Raw genomic sequence first — 18,569 nt, 5'->3', positions numbered from 1 at the left:
ACTTACTCAACCACCACCGGACTGAATTCCGGTGGCGCGCCAAAGTAGGCGCGTGGTGACGGGTGCTGGGCACCATCCACATCCTGAACGCCGTACTGACTGGCCAGCTCTGAGGTATAGAACACGCCGCCAGAGCGCTTGCTCAAGCAGTCTGCATCGCCATGCAGTGCCAGTACCACGCGGCCAATGAATTGCGGGGTTTCGGCAGAGTCAAAGCTGTCGCCGTATTTATCGGGCTCTGCCGCGCATACACGCTCTGAGCGCTCGGTTTTGACGAGGCCGGGCCACAACGCCACCACGCTGACGCCCTCGGGCTTGAAGTCATAGGCCATGTCAAAAGTCATCTTGTCCGCACCGGCCTTGCCTGCGCCATAAGCCGGGCCGTGCATATAGCAGCGACTGCCTGCGGAAGAGATATTGATCACCAGCCCCCGCGCCGCAATCAGCAAGTCTGCGGCGTAATGGCAGGCCACATAGCTGGAGCGCAGGCCAACGTCGAGCAGAGATGTCATGGCCAGTGGCTTTTTCCAGAACGGGCCGACTTCGGTCAGCTGATCTGGAATGGCAATGGCACTGTTGACCAGAATGTCCAGCCGTCCATGCTCGCGGCGCACGCGCTCGAACAGGGCGGCAACCTGCGCATCGTCGCCATGGTCACAGGCCACGGCAATGCCTGTGCCGCCAGCGGCCGTCACATCAGCCGCCGTCTGGCCCACGGTGCCAGGCAGGGGTGAGTCGCCCTCTTTCACGCTGCGCCCCGTCACATACACCACCCCACCCGCTGCGCCCAGCGCCAGCGCCACACCGCGGCCTACGCCACGGCTGGCACCCGTCACCACGCAGATCAATGCCTTGCTCATCCCATGTCTCCGTCTTGTTATGGATAGGATGAATTTGGGTCAAGTCATGGCTGCTGGCTACGTCTGTACAGACTAGAGGTAACTCATAGTCAAAACACGGTTTAGCGCAATTTAATCAAGCGCAGGCAGCTACACTTTTTGAAGTGTTTGATGCAATTCCTGAGCCAGCGTCTGCACCAGTTCTGCAGCAGGCATGGCTCGCACCAGCGGAGCACCCTGACCCGCCCAGTGCGCGGCGTAATCGCTGAGGTTTTGCCCGCTGGCAGCCTGATGCAGCGCCTTACCCGCGTCATAAACCATGGGGTAGGCCGGCAAAGGCTGGCCATACTCGCGACCCAGCTGGTGCAGGCGGTTGAACATGCCGCGTGCTGGGCGCCCCGAAATTGCGGCGGTGATGGCGGTGTGATGTGCATCCGGCCCCTGCAACTGCGAGCGATAAGCGGGGCTGGCGGCGGACTCAGTACACAAAATAAAGGCTGTGCCCATTTGCACGGCGCAAGCACCCAGCTCCAGCGCTGCCGCAATGCCTGCGCCATTCATGATGCCGCCCGCAGCCACCACGGGCAGACGGCATTCGCGCGCCAGAATCTGCACCAGCGCAAAAGTACCCATCAGCCGGTCTTCTTCAGGCACAAAGCTGCCGCGATGACCGCCCGCCTCCATACCCTGCGCCACGATGACATCCACGCCCGCCTGCTCGATCTGGCGCGCTTCATCCAGACTGGTAGCGCAGGCCAGCGTGACGATGCCTGCAGCGCGCAGCGCGTCGATAAAGTGCTGCTCAGGCAGGCCAAAGTGAAAGCTGACCACCGCAGGCTTCTGGGCCAGCAACATGGCTTGCAGCGGTGCATTGCCCACGGCAGAGTCGTAGATGCGGCGCAGGCCCGCAGGCTGGGGCGCACCCAGACGCGCAAACTCTGGTGCCAGATAGTCAAGCCATGCGGCTTCGCGCTGCGCATCTGCAGCGGCGGTCTGATGGCAGAACAGATTGACGTTGAAGGGGCCGCTGGTCAGGGCCTGCGTCTGCGCAATATGCTGCTGCGCCTGCTCAACGCCATAAGCACCAATGCCGACCGAGCCCAGTGCGCCAGCATTGCTGACAGCAGCGGCCAGTTGCGGTGTGGAAGTTCCCGCCATGGGGGCCTGAATAATGGGGTGTTGCAGACCCAGACGGGTCATCCATGCTGCGGTGTTTTTCATTGCATTGCTCATCAAAAATCAAACTGTTTCGCTGCGCGCAAGACGGCTGCAAGCCACCAGCAGTGCGCCCAGCGCCAAGGCAGTACAGCCCAGCACAAACAGGCTGCGGTAACTGCCGGTCTGCGCGTAGATAAAAGCCATCAGATAACCCGCCGTGGCCTGCAGCAACGCAAAGGCTGCCGTGGCGTAGCCCCACATTTTCTTGTGCTGCGCAGGACCTATCAATTGCATGAGATAGCCCGAGGTGATGGCCGCCATGCCCGGCGACAGCGCCCCCACCAGAAAGCCCGAAACGGCATGTCCCGCAAACCCCGCCCAGACCAGCGGCAGGCCAATGGCCACGGCCTTGATGACGTAAGCGCCGGTGGTCGTTCCCCACCAGCCCCAGCGCGTGGCGCAGTAGGCCGCGCACAGCGGCCCTGCCGTGGCACCCAGCCCGAAAAATGCCCACTGCGTGGATGCATAGCCCGCGCCCAGATTCAGCTCGCGGTCCAGATAGTCCACCCAGAACACGGTGTGCGGCACAAAGCCAAAGGCATCGCAGGTATAGGCGAGGAAGACCAGAATGACCGCTGCACTCCATAGCGACCGAGCGGGCACAGCCGCCGCAGCAGTGGGCGTAATGGCAACGGGTGCATGGGGATGAATCTGGCTCGCCGCGCGCCAGCCAGACCAAAGAGCCACGGCGCACAGCGCGGTCAGCGCCCACCAAACGGCGCTCAGGCTGCTGCGCGCGAACATGGGCACCAGCGTGGCGGCCAGCAAAGCACCCGCGCCAATGCCGCAAAACATCAGCGGCCCCAGCGTGGCGCGGCGCTGCGGTGCTGCGGCTGACATGGCAACCGACGGGCCCAGCACCATGAGCGCTGCGCCTGCAATGCCGGAGATCAAACGCCAGACAAAGAACAGCGCCATGGGCTGGGGAACGCTACACGCGGCAAAGCTCAGCATCACGGCAACCCAGCAAACCACCAGCACGCGTAGCGCGCCCATGCGCTCTGCCAGTGGCGCGGCAGCCAATGCGCCTATCAAGTAGCCCAACAGATTGGCTGCACCCAGATAAGCCACCTGCTCGCCGCTGAACCAGCCGGCATGCACCATTTGCGGCATCAACGCCGTATAGGCAAAGCGTGCCAGCCCCACGCCGCTGAGCGTGGCCATGAAGCCGGTGAGTAAAAGAGGAATTTCTTGGCGCTGAATCACAAACTCAATCCTGTAGAAATGGATGACAAGCGTCAAATGCCAAACGTTAACGCCGCAGCCGCATCATCATGCCCAATGATTCGGTGGATGTTCTCAGAGCCTAGTTCTGCATCAAGGCTCGGCGGTATTGCAAGGCCTCGGCCACATGCGCCTGCGTGATCGCGTCTGACCCCGCCAGATCCGCAATGGTTCGCGCTACTTTCAAGGCCCGGTGCGTGCCGCGTGCCGACCAGCCCAGCTTCTCGGCAGCTTTGTGGGCGAACGCCAGCGCTTGCGGCTCCAGCTGCAAATGCGCATCCAGCTGCGTGCCATGCAACTGGTGGTTGGGCGAGCCCTGGCGCTGCAACGCCTTGTACCGCGCCGCGCTGACGCGTTGCTGTACCTCCGTGCTGCTCTCTCCCTCAGGCGCAGCCAGCAGCTCTTGGGGCGGCAGAGCCGCGACTTCTACATGCAGATCAATGCGATCGAGCAAAGGACCGCTGATGCGCGCCTGGTAGCGCGAGACCTGATCGGGCGTGCAGCGGCAGGCACGCACACGTGAGCCCCAATAACCGCAGGGGCAAGGGTTCATGGCGGCAATTAGCTGAAAGCGCGCGGGGAACTCCGCCCGCTGCGCCGCTCGTACCACGGTGATGTGCCCGGTCTCCAGCGGCTCTCTCAAGGCCTCCAAAGCGCTTCTGGCGAATTCAGGCAGCTCATCCAGAAACAGCGCCCCGCAATGGGCATAAGAAATTTCACCCGGCCTGGGCGGGGAGCCACCGCCGACCAGCGCCACAGCGCTGGCTGTGTGATGGGGTGAGGCAAAGGGTCGCTGCCGCCATCGCTCTGGCGTAAAGCGGCCGCTGAGGCTGGCAATGGCGGCGGCTTCCAGCGCTTCTTCGTCGGTCATGGCGGGCAGCAAGGCGGCAAAGCGCTGAGCCAGCATGGATTTTCCGGAGCCCGGCGGGCCAATCATCAACACCCCATGAGCGCCAGCTGCTGCAATTTCAAGAGCACGCTTGGCCTGCATCTGGCCGCGCACTTCGCGCAGGTCCAGTGCTGACGGAGCAGCCACCGCAGGTCTGGATTGCTCCTGTTGCCAGCCACTCGATGCCTCTTCGTCGGCCTCGGGTGGCGGCGCATCGTGGGCCATGAACTGCTTGACCACATCCAGCAAATGCCGGGCGCTGAAGACTTCGATAGCAGGAACAAACGCCGCTTCTTGCGCACTTTCGGGCGGCAGCACCAGCCGCACGTTTTGCTGCTGTCGTTGCAGAGCCAGCGCTGTCGCCAGCGCGCCGCGTACCGGGCGCAGGGCACCGGTCAAAGACAGCTCGCCAGCGAACTCATAGTCGGCCAGTTGGGTCGCTTCAATCTGCCCGCTGGCGGCCAGAATGCCCAGCGCAATCGGCAAGTCAAATCGGCCGGAGTCCTTGGGCAAATCCGCCGGCGCAAGGTTGACGGTGATTCTTTTGTTGTTGGGAAATTCCAGCCCCGCATTCACGATGGCAGCGCGCACGCGTTCCCGGGCTTCTTTGACTTCAATATCCGCCAAGCCCACCAGCGTGAACGACGGCAAACCGTTGGCCAGATGGACTTCAACCGTAACACTCGGTGCCTGCAAACCCAGCAAGGCACGACTTTGAACCAGAGCCAGACCCATAGGCACCTCGTTGATGGAGCGCGATGCACCAGTATCGCCAAGCCGTGGCAAGCGCGCCAGAGATTGTGGCCATGGCCTGCAGGACACTTCTCACCCGGATTGCACCAAAACAGTGCAATCACAGAGGCTTACGTTAAGAAACATTGGTGCTAAAAATTTAGGCAACTCCAATTTGGTGCATGGCATCTGCATAGGCATCAACCGCCATGCTCATCTTAAATTGATAGCTTCAATCGCCTGTCGGTATTGCGAAAGCAGCGTAAATCATCTGAATTTTCAGCAGTAATCCAAGACTTGGCACGGTCCATGCTTTGAAAAATTGTCCAAAAGAATTTTCAAACCGGAGGAACCCTGAATGCCTAGTCCCGCTGCTCGCCGTTTCAAGACTTTCGCCAAGACTGCCGCCCTGGCCTGTGCCGTGATCTCCCCCCTGTGGGCCCATGCGCAACTCACCGCCAACGTGGCACTGACAACCAACTACAAGTTCCGTGGCCAGGATCAGGACTCCAGCCGCAACAAGGCCGTCAAGCCCGCGCTGCAAGGTGGTTTTGACTACGCGTTTGGCGACAGCGGCTTCTATGTCGGCAACTGGAACTCCTCCGTGGACTGGCTGCCCGGCAACTCGCTGGAAACCGATTTCTACGGCGGCTACAAGTTCAAGGCTGCAGAGGTGGACTGGGACGTGGGCGCGCTGACCTATGTGTACTCGGGCAACGCTAACGGCAACACCACGGAACTCTACGGCTCCGGCACCTACGGTCCGTTCACGGCCAAGTACTCGCACACCGTGTCCAAAGACTATTTCGGCTGGGCGGGCGCCAAGGCTGGCTCGGGCCTGAAGGGCCGCAACAGCGGTTATTTGCAGTTCTCCTACAGCCAGGAAGTCATGCCCAAGGTAACACTGAAAGCTGCAGTTGGTTACACGCATTTCTCCAGCGATATCAAAGACCTGGGTGTCCCCAACTATGTGGATTACAGCGTCGGCGGTGCCTATGACCTGGGCGACGGCTTCACTGCCGCAGCCGCAGTGGCCGGTGCCAACAAGAAAGCCTATTTTGGCGATGTAAACAAGGCGCGTCTGATTTTGACGCTCTCCAAAACTTTTTAATTTTTTCAGGAGTCCGTCATGAAAATGGTGACTGCCATCATCAAGCCCTTCAAGCTCGACGAAGTGCGTGAAGCTCTTTCCCAAATCGGTGTGCAAGGCATCACCGTGACCGAAGTCAAAGGCTTTGGTCGTCAGAAGGGTCACACCGAGCTGTACCGCGGCGCGGAATATGTCGTGGACTTTCTGCCCAAGCTGAAGATTGAAGCCGCGATTGCCGACGACATGGTGGACGCCGCCATCGAGGCCATCGAAGGCGCAGCACGCACCGGCAAGATCGGTGACGGCAAGATTTTTGTTCAGGCGCTGGAGCAATCAATCCGCATCCGCACAGGAGAAACCGGCGACTCGGCCCTGTAAAGGTCGCCGCCGCTCTGGAACCCGTTTTAGAAAGATTGCCATGACCAAGAAACTTTTAAGTGCAGGCCTTGGATTAGGTCTGCTGGCTGCCAGCGCGACTGGTTTTGCACAGGAAGGTGCTGCCGCGGCCACCGCTGCTGCCCCCGTGGTTGCAGCTGCCGTTGAAGCCGTGCCCACCCTGAGCGCAGGCGATACCGCCTGGATGCTGACCTCCACCATGCTGGTGATCTTGATGGTCATCCCCGGTCTGGCGCTGTTCTACGGCGGTCTGGTGCGCAGCAAGAACATGCTGTCTGTGCTGGCACAGGTGTTTGTGATCTTCTCGCTGATCACCGTGCTGTGGGCCATCTACGGCTACTCACTGGCCTTTGGCGGTGAAGGCAAGTTCTTCGCCAACTTCGACAAGCTGTTCCTCATGGGCATCACGCCTGACACGCTGTCGTCCATGCTCAAGACCATTCCTGAGTATGTGTTCGTGGCCTTCCAGTCCACCTTCGCCGCCATCACCGTGGCGCTGATCGTGGGAGCATTTGCCGAGCGCATCAAGTTCGCAGCCGTGATCATCTTCTCCGTGCTGTGGTTCACCTTCAGCTACATCCCCATGGCACACATGGTGTGGGGCGGTGGTCTGCTGGGTGCCGATGGCGCGCTGGACTTTGCCGGTGGCACCGTGGTGCACATCAACGCCGCTGTTGCCGGTCTGGTTGGCGCCTACATGCTGGGCAAGCGCATTGGCTTTGGCAAAGAAGCCCTGCCACCTCACAGCCTGACGCTGACCATGGTGGGTGCATCCCTGCTGTGGGTGGGCTGGTTCGGCTTCAACGCCGGCTCTGCCGGTGCCGCCAACGGCATTGCGGGCCTGGCCTTCATCAACACCATTCTGGCCACTGGCGCAGCCGCCATTGCCTGGATTACTGCTGAAGCGCTGCACCGCGGCAAGGCTTCCATGCTGGGAGCTGCCTCGGGTGCGGTGGCTGGTCTGGTGACCATCACGCCTGCCGCTGGCTTTGTCGGCCCCATGGGCTCCATCGTCATGGGCATCATCGCCGGCCCTCTGTGCCTGTGGGGTGTTTCGGGTCTGAAGCGCCTACTGAAGGTGGACGATGTCTGCGACGTCTTCGGCGTGCACGGTGTGGGCGGTATTCTGGGTGCCATCCTGACCGGCGTGTTCTGCGCCAAGGGTCTGGGCGGTATCGAGCCCGATGGCTACAACATGGCTCACCAAGTGTGGGTGCAAGTCGAGAGCGTGCTGGTGACCATCGTCTGGTCCGGCGTGGTCTCCTTTGTCGCCTACAAGATTGCAGATCTGACAGTCGGCCTGCGTGTCTCGGAAGAGTCGGAACGCCAAGGTCTGGACATCACCTCGCATGGAGAAGTCGCCTATACACGTTAAAACCAAGAGGCGCTAGCCGCCTCTTTCCACTGGTTCAGTTTCATTACGTTGCCCCGCAGTGCAAGCTGCGGGGCTTTTTTATTCACACCTGCTTTTCAAAAAAATCAAAAGCGATGCATGGCTGACAGGCTGGTACCCCAGCTACCATGCAAGCCATGGACTCAGCCACCCGCCCCATCAAAGACATCAGCGACCGCATACGCGCCGCTGCCAGTGACAAGACCCCCCTTCGCATCTGCGGTGGCGGCAGCAAAGACTTCTATGGCCTGCGCCTGCAGGGCGAGCCGCTTTCTACACGCGCCCTCAGCGGCATCGTCAGCTACGAGCCCAGCGAGCTGGTCGTCACCGCTCTGGCCGGCACGCCGCTGGCCGAGCTGGAAGCCCTGCTGGCCAGCCAGGGCCAGTGTCTGGCCTTTGAGCCACCGCACTTTGGCGCAGCCAGCACCGTGGGCGGCATGGTGGCCGCAGGCCTGTCCGGCCCCGCGCGTGCCAACGTGGGAGCGGTGCGAGACTTTGTGCTGGGGCTGGAGATGATTAACGGCCAGGGCGAAGTACTTCGCTACGGCGGCCAGGTCATGAAGAACGTCGCAGGTTACGACGTATCCCGCCTCATGGCAGGCAGCTGGGGCACGCTGGGGGTGATTACCGAAGTCAGCCTCAAAGTGCTGCCCGTGGCACCGGCCGAGGCCACACTGCGTTTTGATAGCTGTAGCCAGAAGCAGGCGCTGGACTGGCTCAACCACTGGGGCGGCCAGCCACTGCCGCTGAACGCCAGCAACTGGCTGGAGGAAGATGGCAAAGGCACGCTGTACCTGCGCCTGCGCGGTGCGCGTGCTGCCGTGCAGGCCGCCACTTTGCGACTGGGAGGCGAGCGGCTCGATAGCGATGCAAACCGTGAAGTTCTGGCCGCAGACTGGAACGCCAGCCGCGACCTGAGCCTGCCGTGGTTTCAGCAGCGCGCTGCCGACCATTGCCTGTGGCGTTTGTCCGTGCCCGCCGCCACTGCGCCGCTGCAACTGCCAGCAGAAGCCAAAGGCCCGTTCATCGACTGGCATGGCGCACAGCGCTGGGTACAGGCGCCGCGCTCGTCAGCGGGGGCGTTGCAGCAACTGGCCCATGCAGCAGGCGGTTCCGCTTCGCTTTTGAGAGCTGAAAGCACAAGTCAGATAAGCGCTACAAGCGATTTTGATACTTATTCACAAAGCAGTGCGGCAGGCCGCACATCGGCCCTGCTGCATGCCCGGCTCAAGCAGGCGTTTGACCCGGAGGGCATTCTCAATGTGGGCCGACTGTCGGCGAACTGGTAAGAACAGGAGACAAGCCCCATGCAAACCAATCTCGCCCCCGAGTACCGCGCCACGCCCGAAGGTCTGGAAGCCGAAGCCATTTTGCGCAAATGCGTGCACTGCGGCTTTTGCACCGCCACCTGTCCCACCTATCAAACGCTGGGTGATGAACTGGATGGCCCGCGCGGCCGCATCTACCTCATCAAGCAGGTGCTGGAAGGTCAGACCCCCACGCGTTCCACACAGCACCATCTGGACCGCTGCCTGACCTGCCGCAACTGCGAATCCACCTGCCCCAGCGGCGTGCAATACGGCCATCTGGTCGATATTGGCCGCAAGATTGTGGATGAGCAGGTGCCGCGCCCCACAGGTGAAAAACTGCAACGCTGGCTGCTCAAAGTAGGTATGAGCTCGCCGCTATTCGCCCCCGCTTTGAAAGCAGGCCGGGCGGTAAAGAGCCTGCTACCTGCATCACTGGCCGAGAAAATCCCCGCAGCGCAGGATGCCGGTGTCTGGCCCATCCGTGAGCATGCTCGCAAGGTATTGCTGCTGGCTGGCTGCGTGCAGCCGGCGATGATGCCGCGCATCAACTACGCCACGGCCCGCGTGCTGGATGCGGCGGGCGTACAGACCGTAATTGCAGGCAACGCCGGTTGCTGCGGCGCGGTGAAATTTCACCTCAACGACCAGGAAGGCGGCAAGGCGCAGATGCGCGCCAATATCGATGCCTGGTGGCCGCTGGTGGAAAGCGGCACTGTCGAGGCCATTGTGATGAATGCCTCGGGCTGTGGTGCCACCGTCAAGGAATACGGCCACCTGCTCAGGCACGATGCCCAGTACGCAGACAAGGCAGTACGCATCAGCGAGCTGACCCGCGACCTGAGCGAGCTACTGCCGCAAATGCTGCCCGAGCTGGTCAGTCAGCTCAAGGGCCAGATCAGCACACCCAGCGCTCCTGTGGCCTATCACCCTCCCTGCACACTGCAACACGGCCAGAAGCTGCGCGGCGGCGTAGAAGGTGCTTTGCGTGAGTTAGGCTTTGACGTGCGCGTGGCGCGCACCGAATCGCATCTTTGCTGCGGATCGGCAGGGACTTATTCGGTGCTGCAACCCGAAATCTCGCACCAGCTGCGCGACCGCAAGATTGCTGCGCTGGACGAGCCTTTTGCGCCCACCAAACCCGCCGCCATCCTGTCTGCCAATATGGGCTGCATCGTCCACCTGCAAAATGGCACCGAGGTGCCTGTGATGCACTGGGTCGAGCTGCTCGACCAGTCTCTGACGAGTCGCTGAGAACAGCCCGACACCCCCGCTTGCCACTGCAGTTTGCAATGCTGGCATGATTAGGGGTTTTTCTCCCTCAAGCCCACGGGCTTTGCCATGACTGAAATCGTGTCTGAACCACAAGCCCCACAGGCAACACCGCAGAATAACCAGCAGGACCAGCAAGCTGGTTCGCGCTCGCGCCGTGGCGGCCAGGGCCGCCAGCCCAATCAGGCTGGCCAGCAAGCTGCCCGCCCGCAAAACCCTTTGCTGGAGCAACTGGCCCAGTGGCACCCTGCCCTGTTTGGCGAGCAACTCGTGCCCTTCAAGCGCGGCATTTTTGAAGACCTGCTTGCCGCTCACCCCGAGCTGGAAAAAGAGGCGCTCAAGACCGCACTGCAGCAGCACACACGCTCCGGCCGCTATCTGGCAGCCATGGCCAGCGGCCAGCAGCGCCATGACCTGAACGGTCAGCCTGTAGAAGCCACTTTGCCCGAGCATGTGCACCACGCGCTGATTGAAGTCTTCCGTCGCCGCCAGCAACGTACGCCCGAAGACCTGATGCCAAAGCTGCGCAACCGCATCGTCATCGCTTATGAAGCCTCTGGCCTCACTCGCGAAGAATATGCCGAGCGCGTGCAAGGCCGTGACGAGAAGACCAATGCACTGGTTGCCGACGCACTGGCCGAAGCCGATGCCCGCGCCGCCAAGGATGAGGCGCTACTGCGCTCTTTCCAGCTCAGCGGCCAGACCTCGGAGCAGGAATTTGCCGAGATGTACGGCATGAACCCGCGCCAGGTGGCCCAACAGCTGGAGCGCGCTCGCCGCCGCAACGCCAGCCAGGCTTGATACAAGCCTGAGCAAATGAATAGCCTGCGTTGTTGAGCGATCTCGACGCAGGCCATCGATATGACCGTGTCATAGACTCTGCGAGTTGGCGTCGAATCACGGGTGCCTTGATCCGTGATTTCACAGCTCTTCATGATGCAAAAAGATCGCATTTATTTCCAGGCCAACCCATGGCCTGAAGGTCACCCCATCGCTGAGTTCTCATGGACGGCCAAGGCCATGGAAGGCGATGTCTGGTTCGATCTGCACCTGAAATCTGCCGACTATTACGCAGAACGAGACATCGACGACGAAGATGACGAGACCCAGCAGCTGAGCGACTGGGAAAGTCCCGCCGTCTGGAACAACTATCACGCTTGCACCCTGTCATCGACCTTCTGGGGCAACAAGGGCTTTCGCATCTGCCGCATAGAGCAGTACAAGCCAGAGTTTCTCGATGGGCTGGAAGTCCTAGTGGATACCCACCCAGAAGCCGTTGAGGACTGGGATAAGCTCGCTTTTCACATCTACCTGCTGGGCCACGATGCTGCGGCCAAGCACAGGATTCGCTTTGAACGCATTCAAGGCAGCCAGCAATTCAAGATTGTCTGGACCGGCTCGATTGCTGCAGCCTACGTTGGGCAGTATGAATTCAAACATGCTTTTTCTGCCTCGATTTCCTCTGCACAATTCCCGCCTTTAGCGGGCAACTCGCAGTCAGCTCCATAGCAACACACCAGAATCCCTTGGGCCACGATCTATCTGTGGCCAGCAGATCTCCGGCCCTCATCAGGAAGCGCACCGCCCTCCTGCTTTTTTTGCTGACTTTGCGCGAGTTGCCTCGCCCAATAGGAGAAAAAAGATGTGGCTGGGTTTATCGCTGTTTTACGTGGGTGCGGTGCTGTTTCTCAACGGCCTGTGGATGCTGGGCAAGATTGCCGACAAAGAAATCTGGGTCATCAACATCTTCACGGGCGTGGTGTCGCTATGCATAGGGCTGGCCAGCATTTTTGGGCCGACCGCCGATGCCGCATCGGTCAAGAATGGCGCGCTGACCCTGTTGTTCGCATTCACCTATCTCTGGGTCGCCTTCAACCGCTTCAGCGGCGCTGACGGCCGGGGCCTGGGTTGGTTCAGTCTGTTCATCGCCATCACCGCCGTGCCCGTGGCCCTGGAAACGCTGTCAGGCGCGCAATCCACGCTGGACTGGTGGATGGGTATCAACTGGGCCGCCTGGGCCGTGCTCTGGGGCTTGTTCTTTGTGCTGCTGGGCCTGAAAAAGAACATTGACCGCCCCACCGGCTGGCTGTGCATTGTGCAGGGCGTGCTGACGGGGTGGGTGCCCGGCTACCTGATCCTCGCAGGAAAGCTAGTCTGACTATCAAAAGCAGAGCTGTCAGCGTTTGATACGTAAGCGCTGCTGCCTGTTTATCGCTGTTTTCTAAGATTGCCCAGCGACGCCAGCAGCGCCGCGCCCATGATGAGTGCGCCACCGGCCAGGGTGCGCCCGGACAGCGTTTCATGCGCAATCAGCACCGATGAGACGCTGGCAAAAACCACCTCGCTCAGCATGACCACAGAAGTCACGCCAGACGGCAGATGTGCCGCACCAAACTGCAGCGCCCAGTTGCCCAGCACCAGCAAGACGGCCAAGCCCAGCGCCACCGCTAACCAGCTGACATCAAAGGCAGGGAAACCGGGTACCATGCCCGCGCTGCTGGCAGCCAGCGCCGTGACCAGCCCCATGCTCATGCAACCCGCAAACATGGCCAGCATGCGGGCCTGCGCCGGAATGCTCTGAAAACGGCGCAGCAGCACATTGGTCAGCGCAAACATGAAGCCGCCAAACACGGCTAAGGCATCGGCCAGCGACAGACCAGCAAACAAGCCGCTCAATGACGCATCTGCAGGCAAGAGCACCAGCACCACGCCGCCAAAGGCCAGCAGCAGGCGCAGCAAGGCCATAGGCGTCGGGCGCTCGCCCAGCAGCTTCCAGGCCAGCAACACCGCCCAGGCGGGCATGAGATAGAACAGCAGGATGACGCGCACCACGTCACCCACGGTCACGGCCCAGTTGAAGGCCACGTTGTTCAGACCAGAACTAGCGGCCAAAAGCAGCAACACCGGGTACTGCCAGGCCAGCTTGAGCGCGCCGGGGCGCAGCGTGATCAGGCCAAGCAGCACCAGCGCATACATGAATGCCGTGGCCCACAGCGGGTGCAGGCCCGCATCGTGCATGAGGCGAAACGGCCACCATGACAGCCCCCAAATGAAGGCATTGAGCAGCAAGGCGACGATAGGTAGTGGACTATGCATAAAAAATGCTTCTAACGCTTATATATAAAGCGCTAGAAGCTATCAATTTTGACTAAATGCAGCCGCATGGCTGCGGATTTTAGTGGCAGTCTCGGCGGGCGACTTCCAGCAATTTTTCCAGCTCGGCCGGGTGCTTTTTACGATTATTCAAGTGCCATAGACCAATCAGCACCATGGTGCCCGCCACCAAAAGGCCGAACACAGTAATGGCACCAAATGCCGACAACCCCATCTTGGTAGACAGGCTGTAGAAGCCGCCCATGGCGAGAATGGCCAGTTGCTCGTTGAAGTTCTGCACCGCAATCGAGCGGCCCGCGCCCATGAGGTTGTGGCCGCGGTGCTGCAGCAGCGCGTTCATGGGCACCACCAGAAAGCCGCCCAGCCCACCAAGCAGGATGAGGAAAGGCACGGCCACCCAGAGGTTGTCGATGTAAATCATGCTGACCACGAGCACGCCCATGAGCACGCCCATGGGGATGACTCGCGTGGCGTTATCCAGTCGCATGCGCATGGACGCCAGTACCGCACCAACAGCCGTACCAATGGCGACCACACCTACCAACGCCGATGCCTGCGTGGTGCTGTAACCCAGTGCCGCTGCGCCCCAGGCCAGCACGATGTAGCGCAGATTGCCCGAAGCGCCCCAGAACAGCGTGGTGGTGGACAGCGAGATCTGACCCAGCTTGTCTGACCACAGGCGCTTGCTGCAGACCCAGAAGTCAGGCAGCAGGCCCAGCAGATTGCCAAACAGGCTCTTGCTCGGGTCTTCGCGCAGCGGGCGCATTTTCACGCCGGTCAGCGGGATATGCAGGTTGAACCAAGCCGCCACCGCATAGATCAGGATCAGCACGGCAATTGCGGCTTCGGCGGGCGTATCCACGCCGGTGTCTAAATACGGAAAGTCAAAGCTCAGCAGGTGGTGCGAGATGGTCGGCCCCACCAGTTGCCCGCCCACCAGCACGCCCAGAATGATGGAGGTGATGGTCAGCCCCTCAATCCAGCCATTGGCCTTGACCAGCTGGGAGGCCGGCAGCAGCTCCGTCAAAATGCCGTATTTGGCCGGCGAATACGCCGCCGCACCCAGCCCGATGACTGCATAGGCAATCAGGGGGTGATGACCAAAGAGCATCATCAGACAGCCGACCACCTTGATGGCGTTGCTGATGAGCATGACTCTGCCCTTGGGCAATGCGTCGGCAAATGCGCCGACGAAAGGTGCCAGAACCACATAGAACAGGGCGAACATGGGCACCAGGGCAGCACGCTGCCATTCAGGAGCACCATTGGCACGCAACAGCTCAACAGCGGTCACAAACAAGGCGTTGTCTGCCAGCGAGCTGAAAAACTGCGCCGACATGATGGTGTAGAAACCGCGCTTCATGAATTAGCTGTAACTGGCACCGGCTGTACCGATGCCGAGTAAATAAGAGACCCTGTGGCAAGTGACTGGCGGTTATATCACGCAGGCTTGGGCTGACAGTGCCAGAATCCCACAGGTCTGATTGAGAAAAACCATGCCCCGTCCCATTATTGCCACCATCCATCCTGAAGCCGTTCGCCACAATCTGGAGCGGGTTCAGCAAGCTGTACCCGATGCCAAATTGTGGTCTGTGATCAAAGCCAACGCTTATGGCCACGGTATCGAGAACGTATTCGAGGGCCTGCGAGCGACGGACGGCTTCGCCATGCTGGACCTTGACGAGGCTCAGCGCGTGCGCAATCTGGGCTGGCGCGGCCCCATTCTGCTGCTCGAAGGCGTGTTCGAGCCGCGTGATCTGGAAATCTGCTCACGACTAGGTCTGTGGCATACCGTGCACTGCGACGAGCAGATTGACTGGCTGGCCGCACACAAAACCCAGATCGGCCACCGCGTGTTCCTCAAGATGAACAGCGGCATGAACCGGCTGGGCTTTACACCCGAGCGTTTTCGTGCGGCATATGCCCGCTTGAACGCGCTGACTCAGGTCGATGAAATCTCCTTCATGACCCACTTCAGCGACGCCGATGCGGAGCATGGCGTGGACCATCAGCTGCAGGTCTTTCACTCCACCACCCTTGACCTGCCCGGCGAGCGCAGCATCAGCAACAGCGCTGCCACCTTGCTGCACGGCGATGAAGGCGATGTGCGCTGCGACTGGGTGCGCCCCGGCATCGTGCTCTACGGCAGCTCGCCCGACTTCCCCAACCATGATGCTGCGCACTGGGGGCTTGAGCCGGCCATGACGCTGTCATCCAAAATCATCGCCACACAAGAGCTGCACGCGGGCGATACCGTGGGCTACGGCTCGCGCTTTGAATGCACAGAGCCCCTGCGCCTTGGCGTGGTGGCCTGCGGCTATGCGGACGGCTACCCCCGCGTCTGCCCCACAGGCACGCCGGTGCTGGTGGACGGCGTGCGTACCCGCACACTGGGCCGCGTCAGCATGGACATGCTGGCCGTGGACCTGACCCCCGTGCCCAAAGCCAGGATAGGCAGCGAAGTCACGCTGTGGGGCCGGGCCAGCAATGGCACCGTGCTGCCCATCGACGAAGTGGCCGCTGCCGCTGGCACGCTCGCATATGAGCTGATGTGCGCCGTTGCCCCGCGTGTGCCTAAGGTCGTAGAAGGCGCGGGCAAATAAGCCACCTCTATCCCCCGCAAAAAGCCGCTGCAATCACAGCGGCTTTTTATTTAGAAGGCGTGCGACATACCTACGCCAAAGGACGTTTTAGAACCCTTTTGCTCAGGCCGCTGATGCCCGAGGTTTGCATACAAGATGGTGCGTTTGGACAAGGCATAGTCCGCCCCCAGCGAATAAAACAGATTGGTGTCGTCATTGAGCTTCTGGCGGCCCACTCCGGTCTTGAGCGTGGTCTGCGCATCCAGCTTGTGCGTGGCACCAACAGACATCACGCGTGATCGCCCCTGATTCTGTGCCCTGCGGCTGTCGTCATAAGAAGTCATCAAGGTCGTATCACCCCAGCGATATTTAGCGGCAACAAACGAAGCATGATCGCCGCTGCCATTGCGATCAAACGCCAGCATTCCAGCCAGCGGGCCCTGCGCATACTCCAGCGATGCGGCATAAGGCTTGCCGCCGCCCGGGCCTTGCGTGCGCTCTGGCGAGCCACTCAGGTGCAGGGTAAAGCCGCCAAGGGTTGGCGAGTCGTAGAAGATGCCGTTGCTGGTACGGCCAAACTCCGGCGCGCCGTTGTTGCTGACGCGATCGGTAGGCACGTAATAAAACCACTGATACCAGGCCGATGAAGCCACGCGGTTCATATGACCCCAGGGGTCAAACTTCCAGTCATGCGCCCACAGGGCAGACAGAGCGCGGCCCATGCGCACATGACCCCAGCCACCCTTGAGGCCCACCGTCGATTCGCCATGCCAGAACGGTTTTTGCCCACTGCCTTCGCTCTGGCCCGAATCCAGCTCCAGCCGGTGGCTGAGGCGAAACGTGGTCTTGAGTCCACCGCCCAGGTCTTCTTCGCCCGAAAACGTAACGTGACTGCGCTGAATCGTGCCCAGCTGAGCCGTGCCGCTAAAGTCGCGGTACATGCCAAGGTCCAGAAAGCCGCTGATCTGCACTTTGGAGTCCTGCGCCAGCGCACTGCCCAGCGGCGCAGCCAGCAGGCACAGGGCGGCCAGACGGGTAGACATGTTCATGAGAAATTCCTTCGGGAGATTGCTTGTTTTTCAGGCAAGGCTGCGCCCTGCAGACCTCTCATCTGCATCAAGGCACGCCGCAACGCCGCTGGCGCCATCCAGCGCCAGCGAGCGGTTTTTTGAATAGAAAAGGCCTCTAGCGCTTATTCATCAAGCGCTAGCAGCTATCAAATCGATAAGTCAGGCCTGTGCCTGCGCAGTCTTGAGGCCTTTGAGGCCCAGCTTGCGCATCAGCGAGGTGTCGGCTTCCACATCAGGGTTGCCAGTGACGAGCAACTTGTCGCCATAGAAGATGGAATTGGCACCCGCCATAAAGCACAGGGTCTGCACGGCTTCGCCCAGCTGCTGGCGGCCTGCAGACAGGCGCACGCGCGCCTTGGGCATGGTGATGCGGGCCACAGCAATCACGCGCACAAAGTCGAGGGGGTCCACCGGGTCACTGTCCGCCAGCGGCGTGCCGGGCACGGGCACCAGGCTGTTGATGGGCACGGACTCGGGGTAAGGCTCCATATTTGCCAGCTGGGCGATCAAGCCTGCGCGGTGCACTTCTGTCTCGCCCATGCCGATGATGCCGCCGCAGCACACGCTGATGCCTGCGCCCCGTACCGCTGCCAGCGTATCCAGCCGGTCCTGGTACTGGCGGGTGCTGACAACGTCCTTGTAGTACTCAGGCGCGGTGTCGAGGTTGTGGTTGTAGTAATCCAGCCCCGCATCACGCAAGGACTCCGCCTGATGCGGCTGCAACATGCCCAGCGTGGCGCAGGTCTGCATGCCCAGCCCCTTTACGGCGCCAATCAGCTCGTTCATCTTTTCGATGTCACGGTCCTTGGGCGCACGCCAGGCGGCCCCCATGCAAAAACGCGTGGCTCCCGCATCCTGCGCGGCCTTGGCGGCGCGGGTGACTTCCTCCACGCTCATCAGCTTTTCGGCCTTCACGCCCGTATCAAACTCCGCAGACTGAGGGCAGTAGCCACAGTTCTCGGGACAGCCACCGGTCTTGACCGACAGCAGCGTCGCCAGCTCGATCTCGCCTGCAGGCCAGTTTTCGCGGTGCACGCTCTGAGCCTGGTGCATCAGGTCCATAAAGGGCATGTCCAGCAGTTGCTGCACCGCCTCCACAGGCCAGCGCTGCTGCTCGGGCACGGCACTGCCCTTGGCGGGTGCATGCCAGTGCATGGTCTGGGTGGAGGCTGCTGCGGCTTGCGCCTCGCCGACATGCACAAGGGTCTCGGACTCGTTATAGGACATGGCTGTCTCTCCTCAATCGGGGGAATACAGCGCATTTTGGTCAAAAAAATCAATGCCTTACAGAGGCCACATGCAAATAGTCGCAGCACCTGACGTTGCAAAAATATGCATCATCTTTGTGCGCAATTTGCGCGAACTTAGACGCCAATCAGACCTTTTTCAAAGCAGCCACCGATAACTTGCAGCAATTGCAGTGCTTGTGCCGCCAACTCTCGG

At 60.9% G+C, this 18,569-nt stretch carries 17 protein-coding genes; 9 read left to right on the top strand and 8 right to left on the bottom strand.

What is annotated here, in order from left to right; translation table 11 throughout:
* Positions 1–2: 2 nt before the first annotated feature.
* The 4 genes from CLU84_RS20390 to CLU84_RS20375 all read right to left on the bottom strand — a co-directional run bounded on the left by CLU84_RS20390 (position 3) and on the right by CLU84_RS20375 (position 4,905).
* Positions 3–860 (bottom strand): SDR family NAD(P)-dependent oxidoreductase, encoded by an 858-nt coding sequence (locus CLU84_RS20390; RefSeq protein ID WP_099739820.1) that lies wholly within the window; start codon positions 858–860, stop codon positions 3–5.
* A 129-nt stretch (positions 861–989) separates the two neighbouring features.
* Positions 990–2,060: a nitronate monooxygenase family protein gene (locus CLU84_RS20385; protein WP_099739819.1), complete on the bottom strand. Its 1,071-nt coding sequence runs from the start codon at positions 2,058–2,060 to the stop codon at positions 990–992.
* An 18-nt stretch (positions 2,061–2,078) separates the two neighbouring features.
* On the bottom strand, positions 2,079–3,263 hold the full coding sequence (locus tag CLU84_RS20380; RefSeq protein ID WP_099740081.1) for a YbfB/YjiJ family MFS transporter: 1,185 nt from the start codon (positions 3,261–3,263) through the stop codon (positions 2,079–2,081).
* Between the two features lie 100 nt (positions 3,264–3,363).
* Positions 3,364–4,905: a YifB family Mg chelatase-like AAA ATPase gene (locus tag CLU84_RS20375; RefSeq protein ID WP_099739818.1), complete on the bottom strand. Its 1,542-nt coding sequence runs from the start codon at positions 4,903–4,905 to the stop codon at positions 3,364–3,366.
* Positions 4,906–5,260: 355 nt separating this feature from the next.
* Between CLU84_RS20375 and CLU84_RS20370 the strand changes: the two genes are divergently transcribed.
* The 8 genes from CLU84_RS20370 to CLU84_RS20335 all read left to right on the top strand — a co-directional run bounded on the left by CLU84_RS20370 (position 5,261) and on the right by CLU84_RS20335 (position 12,518).
* Complete coding sequence (locus tag CLU84_RS20370; protein WP_099739817.1) at positions 5,261–6,013, top strand: TorF family putative porin; 753 nt, start codon at positions 5,261–5,263, stop codon at positions 6,011–6,013.
* Between the two features lie 18 nt (positions 6,014–6,031).
* Positions 6,032–6,370 carry a P-II family nitrogen regulator gene (gene glnK, locus CLU84_RS20365; RefSeq protein ID WP_099739816.1) on the top strand — a complete coding sequence of 113 codons (339 nt, stop codon included), beginning with the start codon at positions 6,032–6,034 and terminating at the stop codon, positions 6,368–6,370.
* Between the two features lie 40 nt (positions 6,371–6,410).
* Positions 6,411–7,763 (top strand): ammonium transporter, encoded by a 1,353-nt coding sequence (gene amt / locus CLU84_RS20360; protein WP_099739815.1) that lies wholly within the window; start codon positions 6,411–6,413, stop codon positions 7,761–7,763.
* Between the two features lie 146 nt (positions 7,764–7,909).
* On the top strand, positions 7,910–9,070 hold the full coding sequence (glcE, locus tag CLU84_RS20355) for a glycolate oxidase subunit GlcE (protein WP_099739813.1): 1,161 nt from the start codon (positions 7,910–7,912) through the stop codon (positions 9,068–9,070).
* An 18-nt stretch (positions 9,071–9,088) separates the two neighbouring features.
* Positions 9,089–10,342 (top strand): glycolate oxidase subunit GlcF, encoded by a 1,254-nt coding sequence (gene glcF / locus CLU84_RS20350; RefSeq protein WP_099739812.1) that lies wholly within the window; start codon positions 9,089–9,091, stop codon positions 10,340–10,342.
* Positions 10,343–10,429: 87 nt separating this feature from the next.
* Positions 10,430–11,161, top strand: a complete 732-nt coding sequence (locus tag CLU84_RS20345; protein ID WP_099739810.1) for a ProQ/FinO family protein — start codon at positions 10,430–10,432, stop codon at positions 11,159–11,161.
* A 132-nt stretch (positions 11,162–11,293) separates the two neighbouring features.
* Positions 11,294–11,869: a hypothetical protein gene (locus CLU84_RS20340; RefSeq protein WP_099739808.1), complete on the top strand. Its 576-nt coding sequence runs from the start codon at positions 11,294–11,296 to the stop codon at positions 11,867–11,869.
* A 133-nt stretch (positions 11,870–12,002) separates the two neighbouring features.
* Positions 12,003–12,518, top strand: a complete 516-nt coding sequence (locus CLU84_RS20335; protein ID WP_099739806.1) for an AmiS/UreI family transporter — start codon at positions 12,003–12,005, stop codon at positions 12,516–12,518.
* A gap of 50 nt (positions 12,519–12,568) precedes the next feature.
* Here the strand turns inward: CLU84_RS20335 and CLU84_RS20330 are convergent, their stop codons facing one another.
* Entirely contained in the window at positions 12,569–13,456 is an 888-nt protein-coding gene (locus CLU84_RS20330; RefSeq protein ID WP_099739805.1) for a DMT family transporter, read from the bottom strand.
* A gap of 79 nt (positions 13,457–13,535) precedes the next feature.
* Positions 13,536–14,837, bottom strand: coding sequence for a lysophospholipid transporter LplT (gene lplT, locus CLU84_RS20325; RefSeq protein ID WP_099739803.1), 1,302 nt, complete (start codon positions 14,835–14,837; stop codon positions 13,536–13,538).
* A 133-nt stretch (positions 14,838–14,970) separates the two neighbouring features.
* Between lplT and alr the strand changes: the two genes are divergently transcribed.
* A complete protein-coding gene (gene alr / locus CLU84_RS20320; protein WP_099739801.1) occupies positions 14,971–16,077 on the top strand; it encodes an alanine racemase in 1,107 nt (368 codons plus the stop codon).
* 50 nt (positions 16,078–16,127) lie between these two features.
* Here the strand turns inward: alr and CLU84_RS20315 are convergent, their stop codons facing one another.
* Both CLU84_RS20315 and bioB read right to left on the bottom strand, forming a co-directional pair.
* A complete protein-coding gene (locus CLU84_RS20315) occupies positions 16,128–17,105 on the bottom strand; it encodes a porin (protein WP_099739800.1) in 978 nt (325 codons plus the stop codon).
* A gap of 180 nt (positions 17,106–17,285) precedes the next feature.
* Entirely contained in the window at positions 17,286–18,353 is a 1,068-nt protein-coding gene (gene bioB / locus CLU84_RS20310) for a biotin synthase BioB (protein WP_099739798.1), read from the bottom strand.
* Positions 18,354–18,569: the final 216 nt, after the last annotated feature.

This window comes from Comamonas sp. 26 (genome assembly GCF_002754475.1).
Taxonomy (GTDB): Bacteria; Pseudomonadota; Gammaproteobacteria; order Burkholderiales; family Burkholderiaceae_C; genus Comamonas.
Note: the sequence above shows the minus strand (reverse complement) of the source record. Positions and strands in the feature narration are given on the sequence as shown.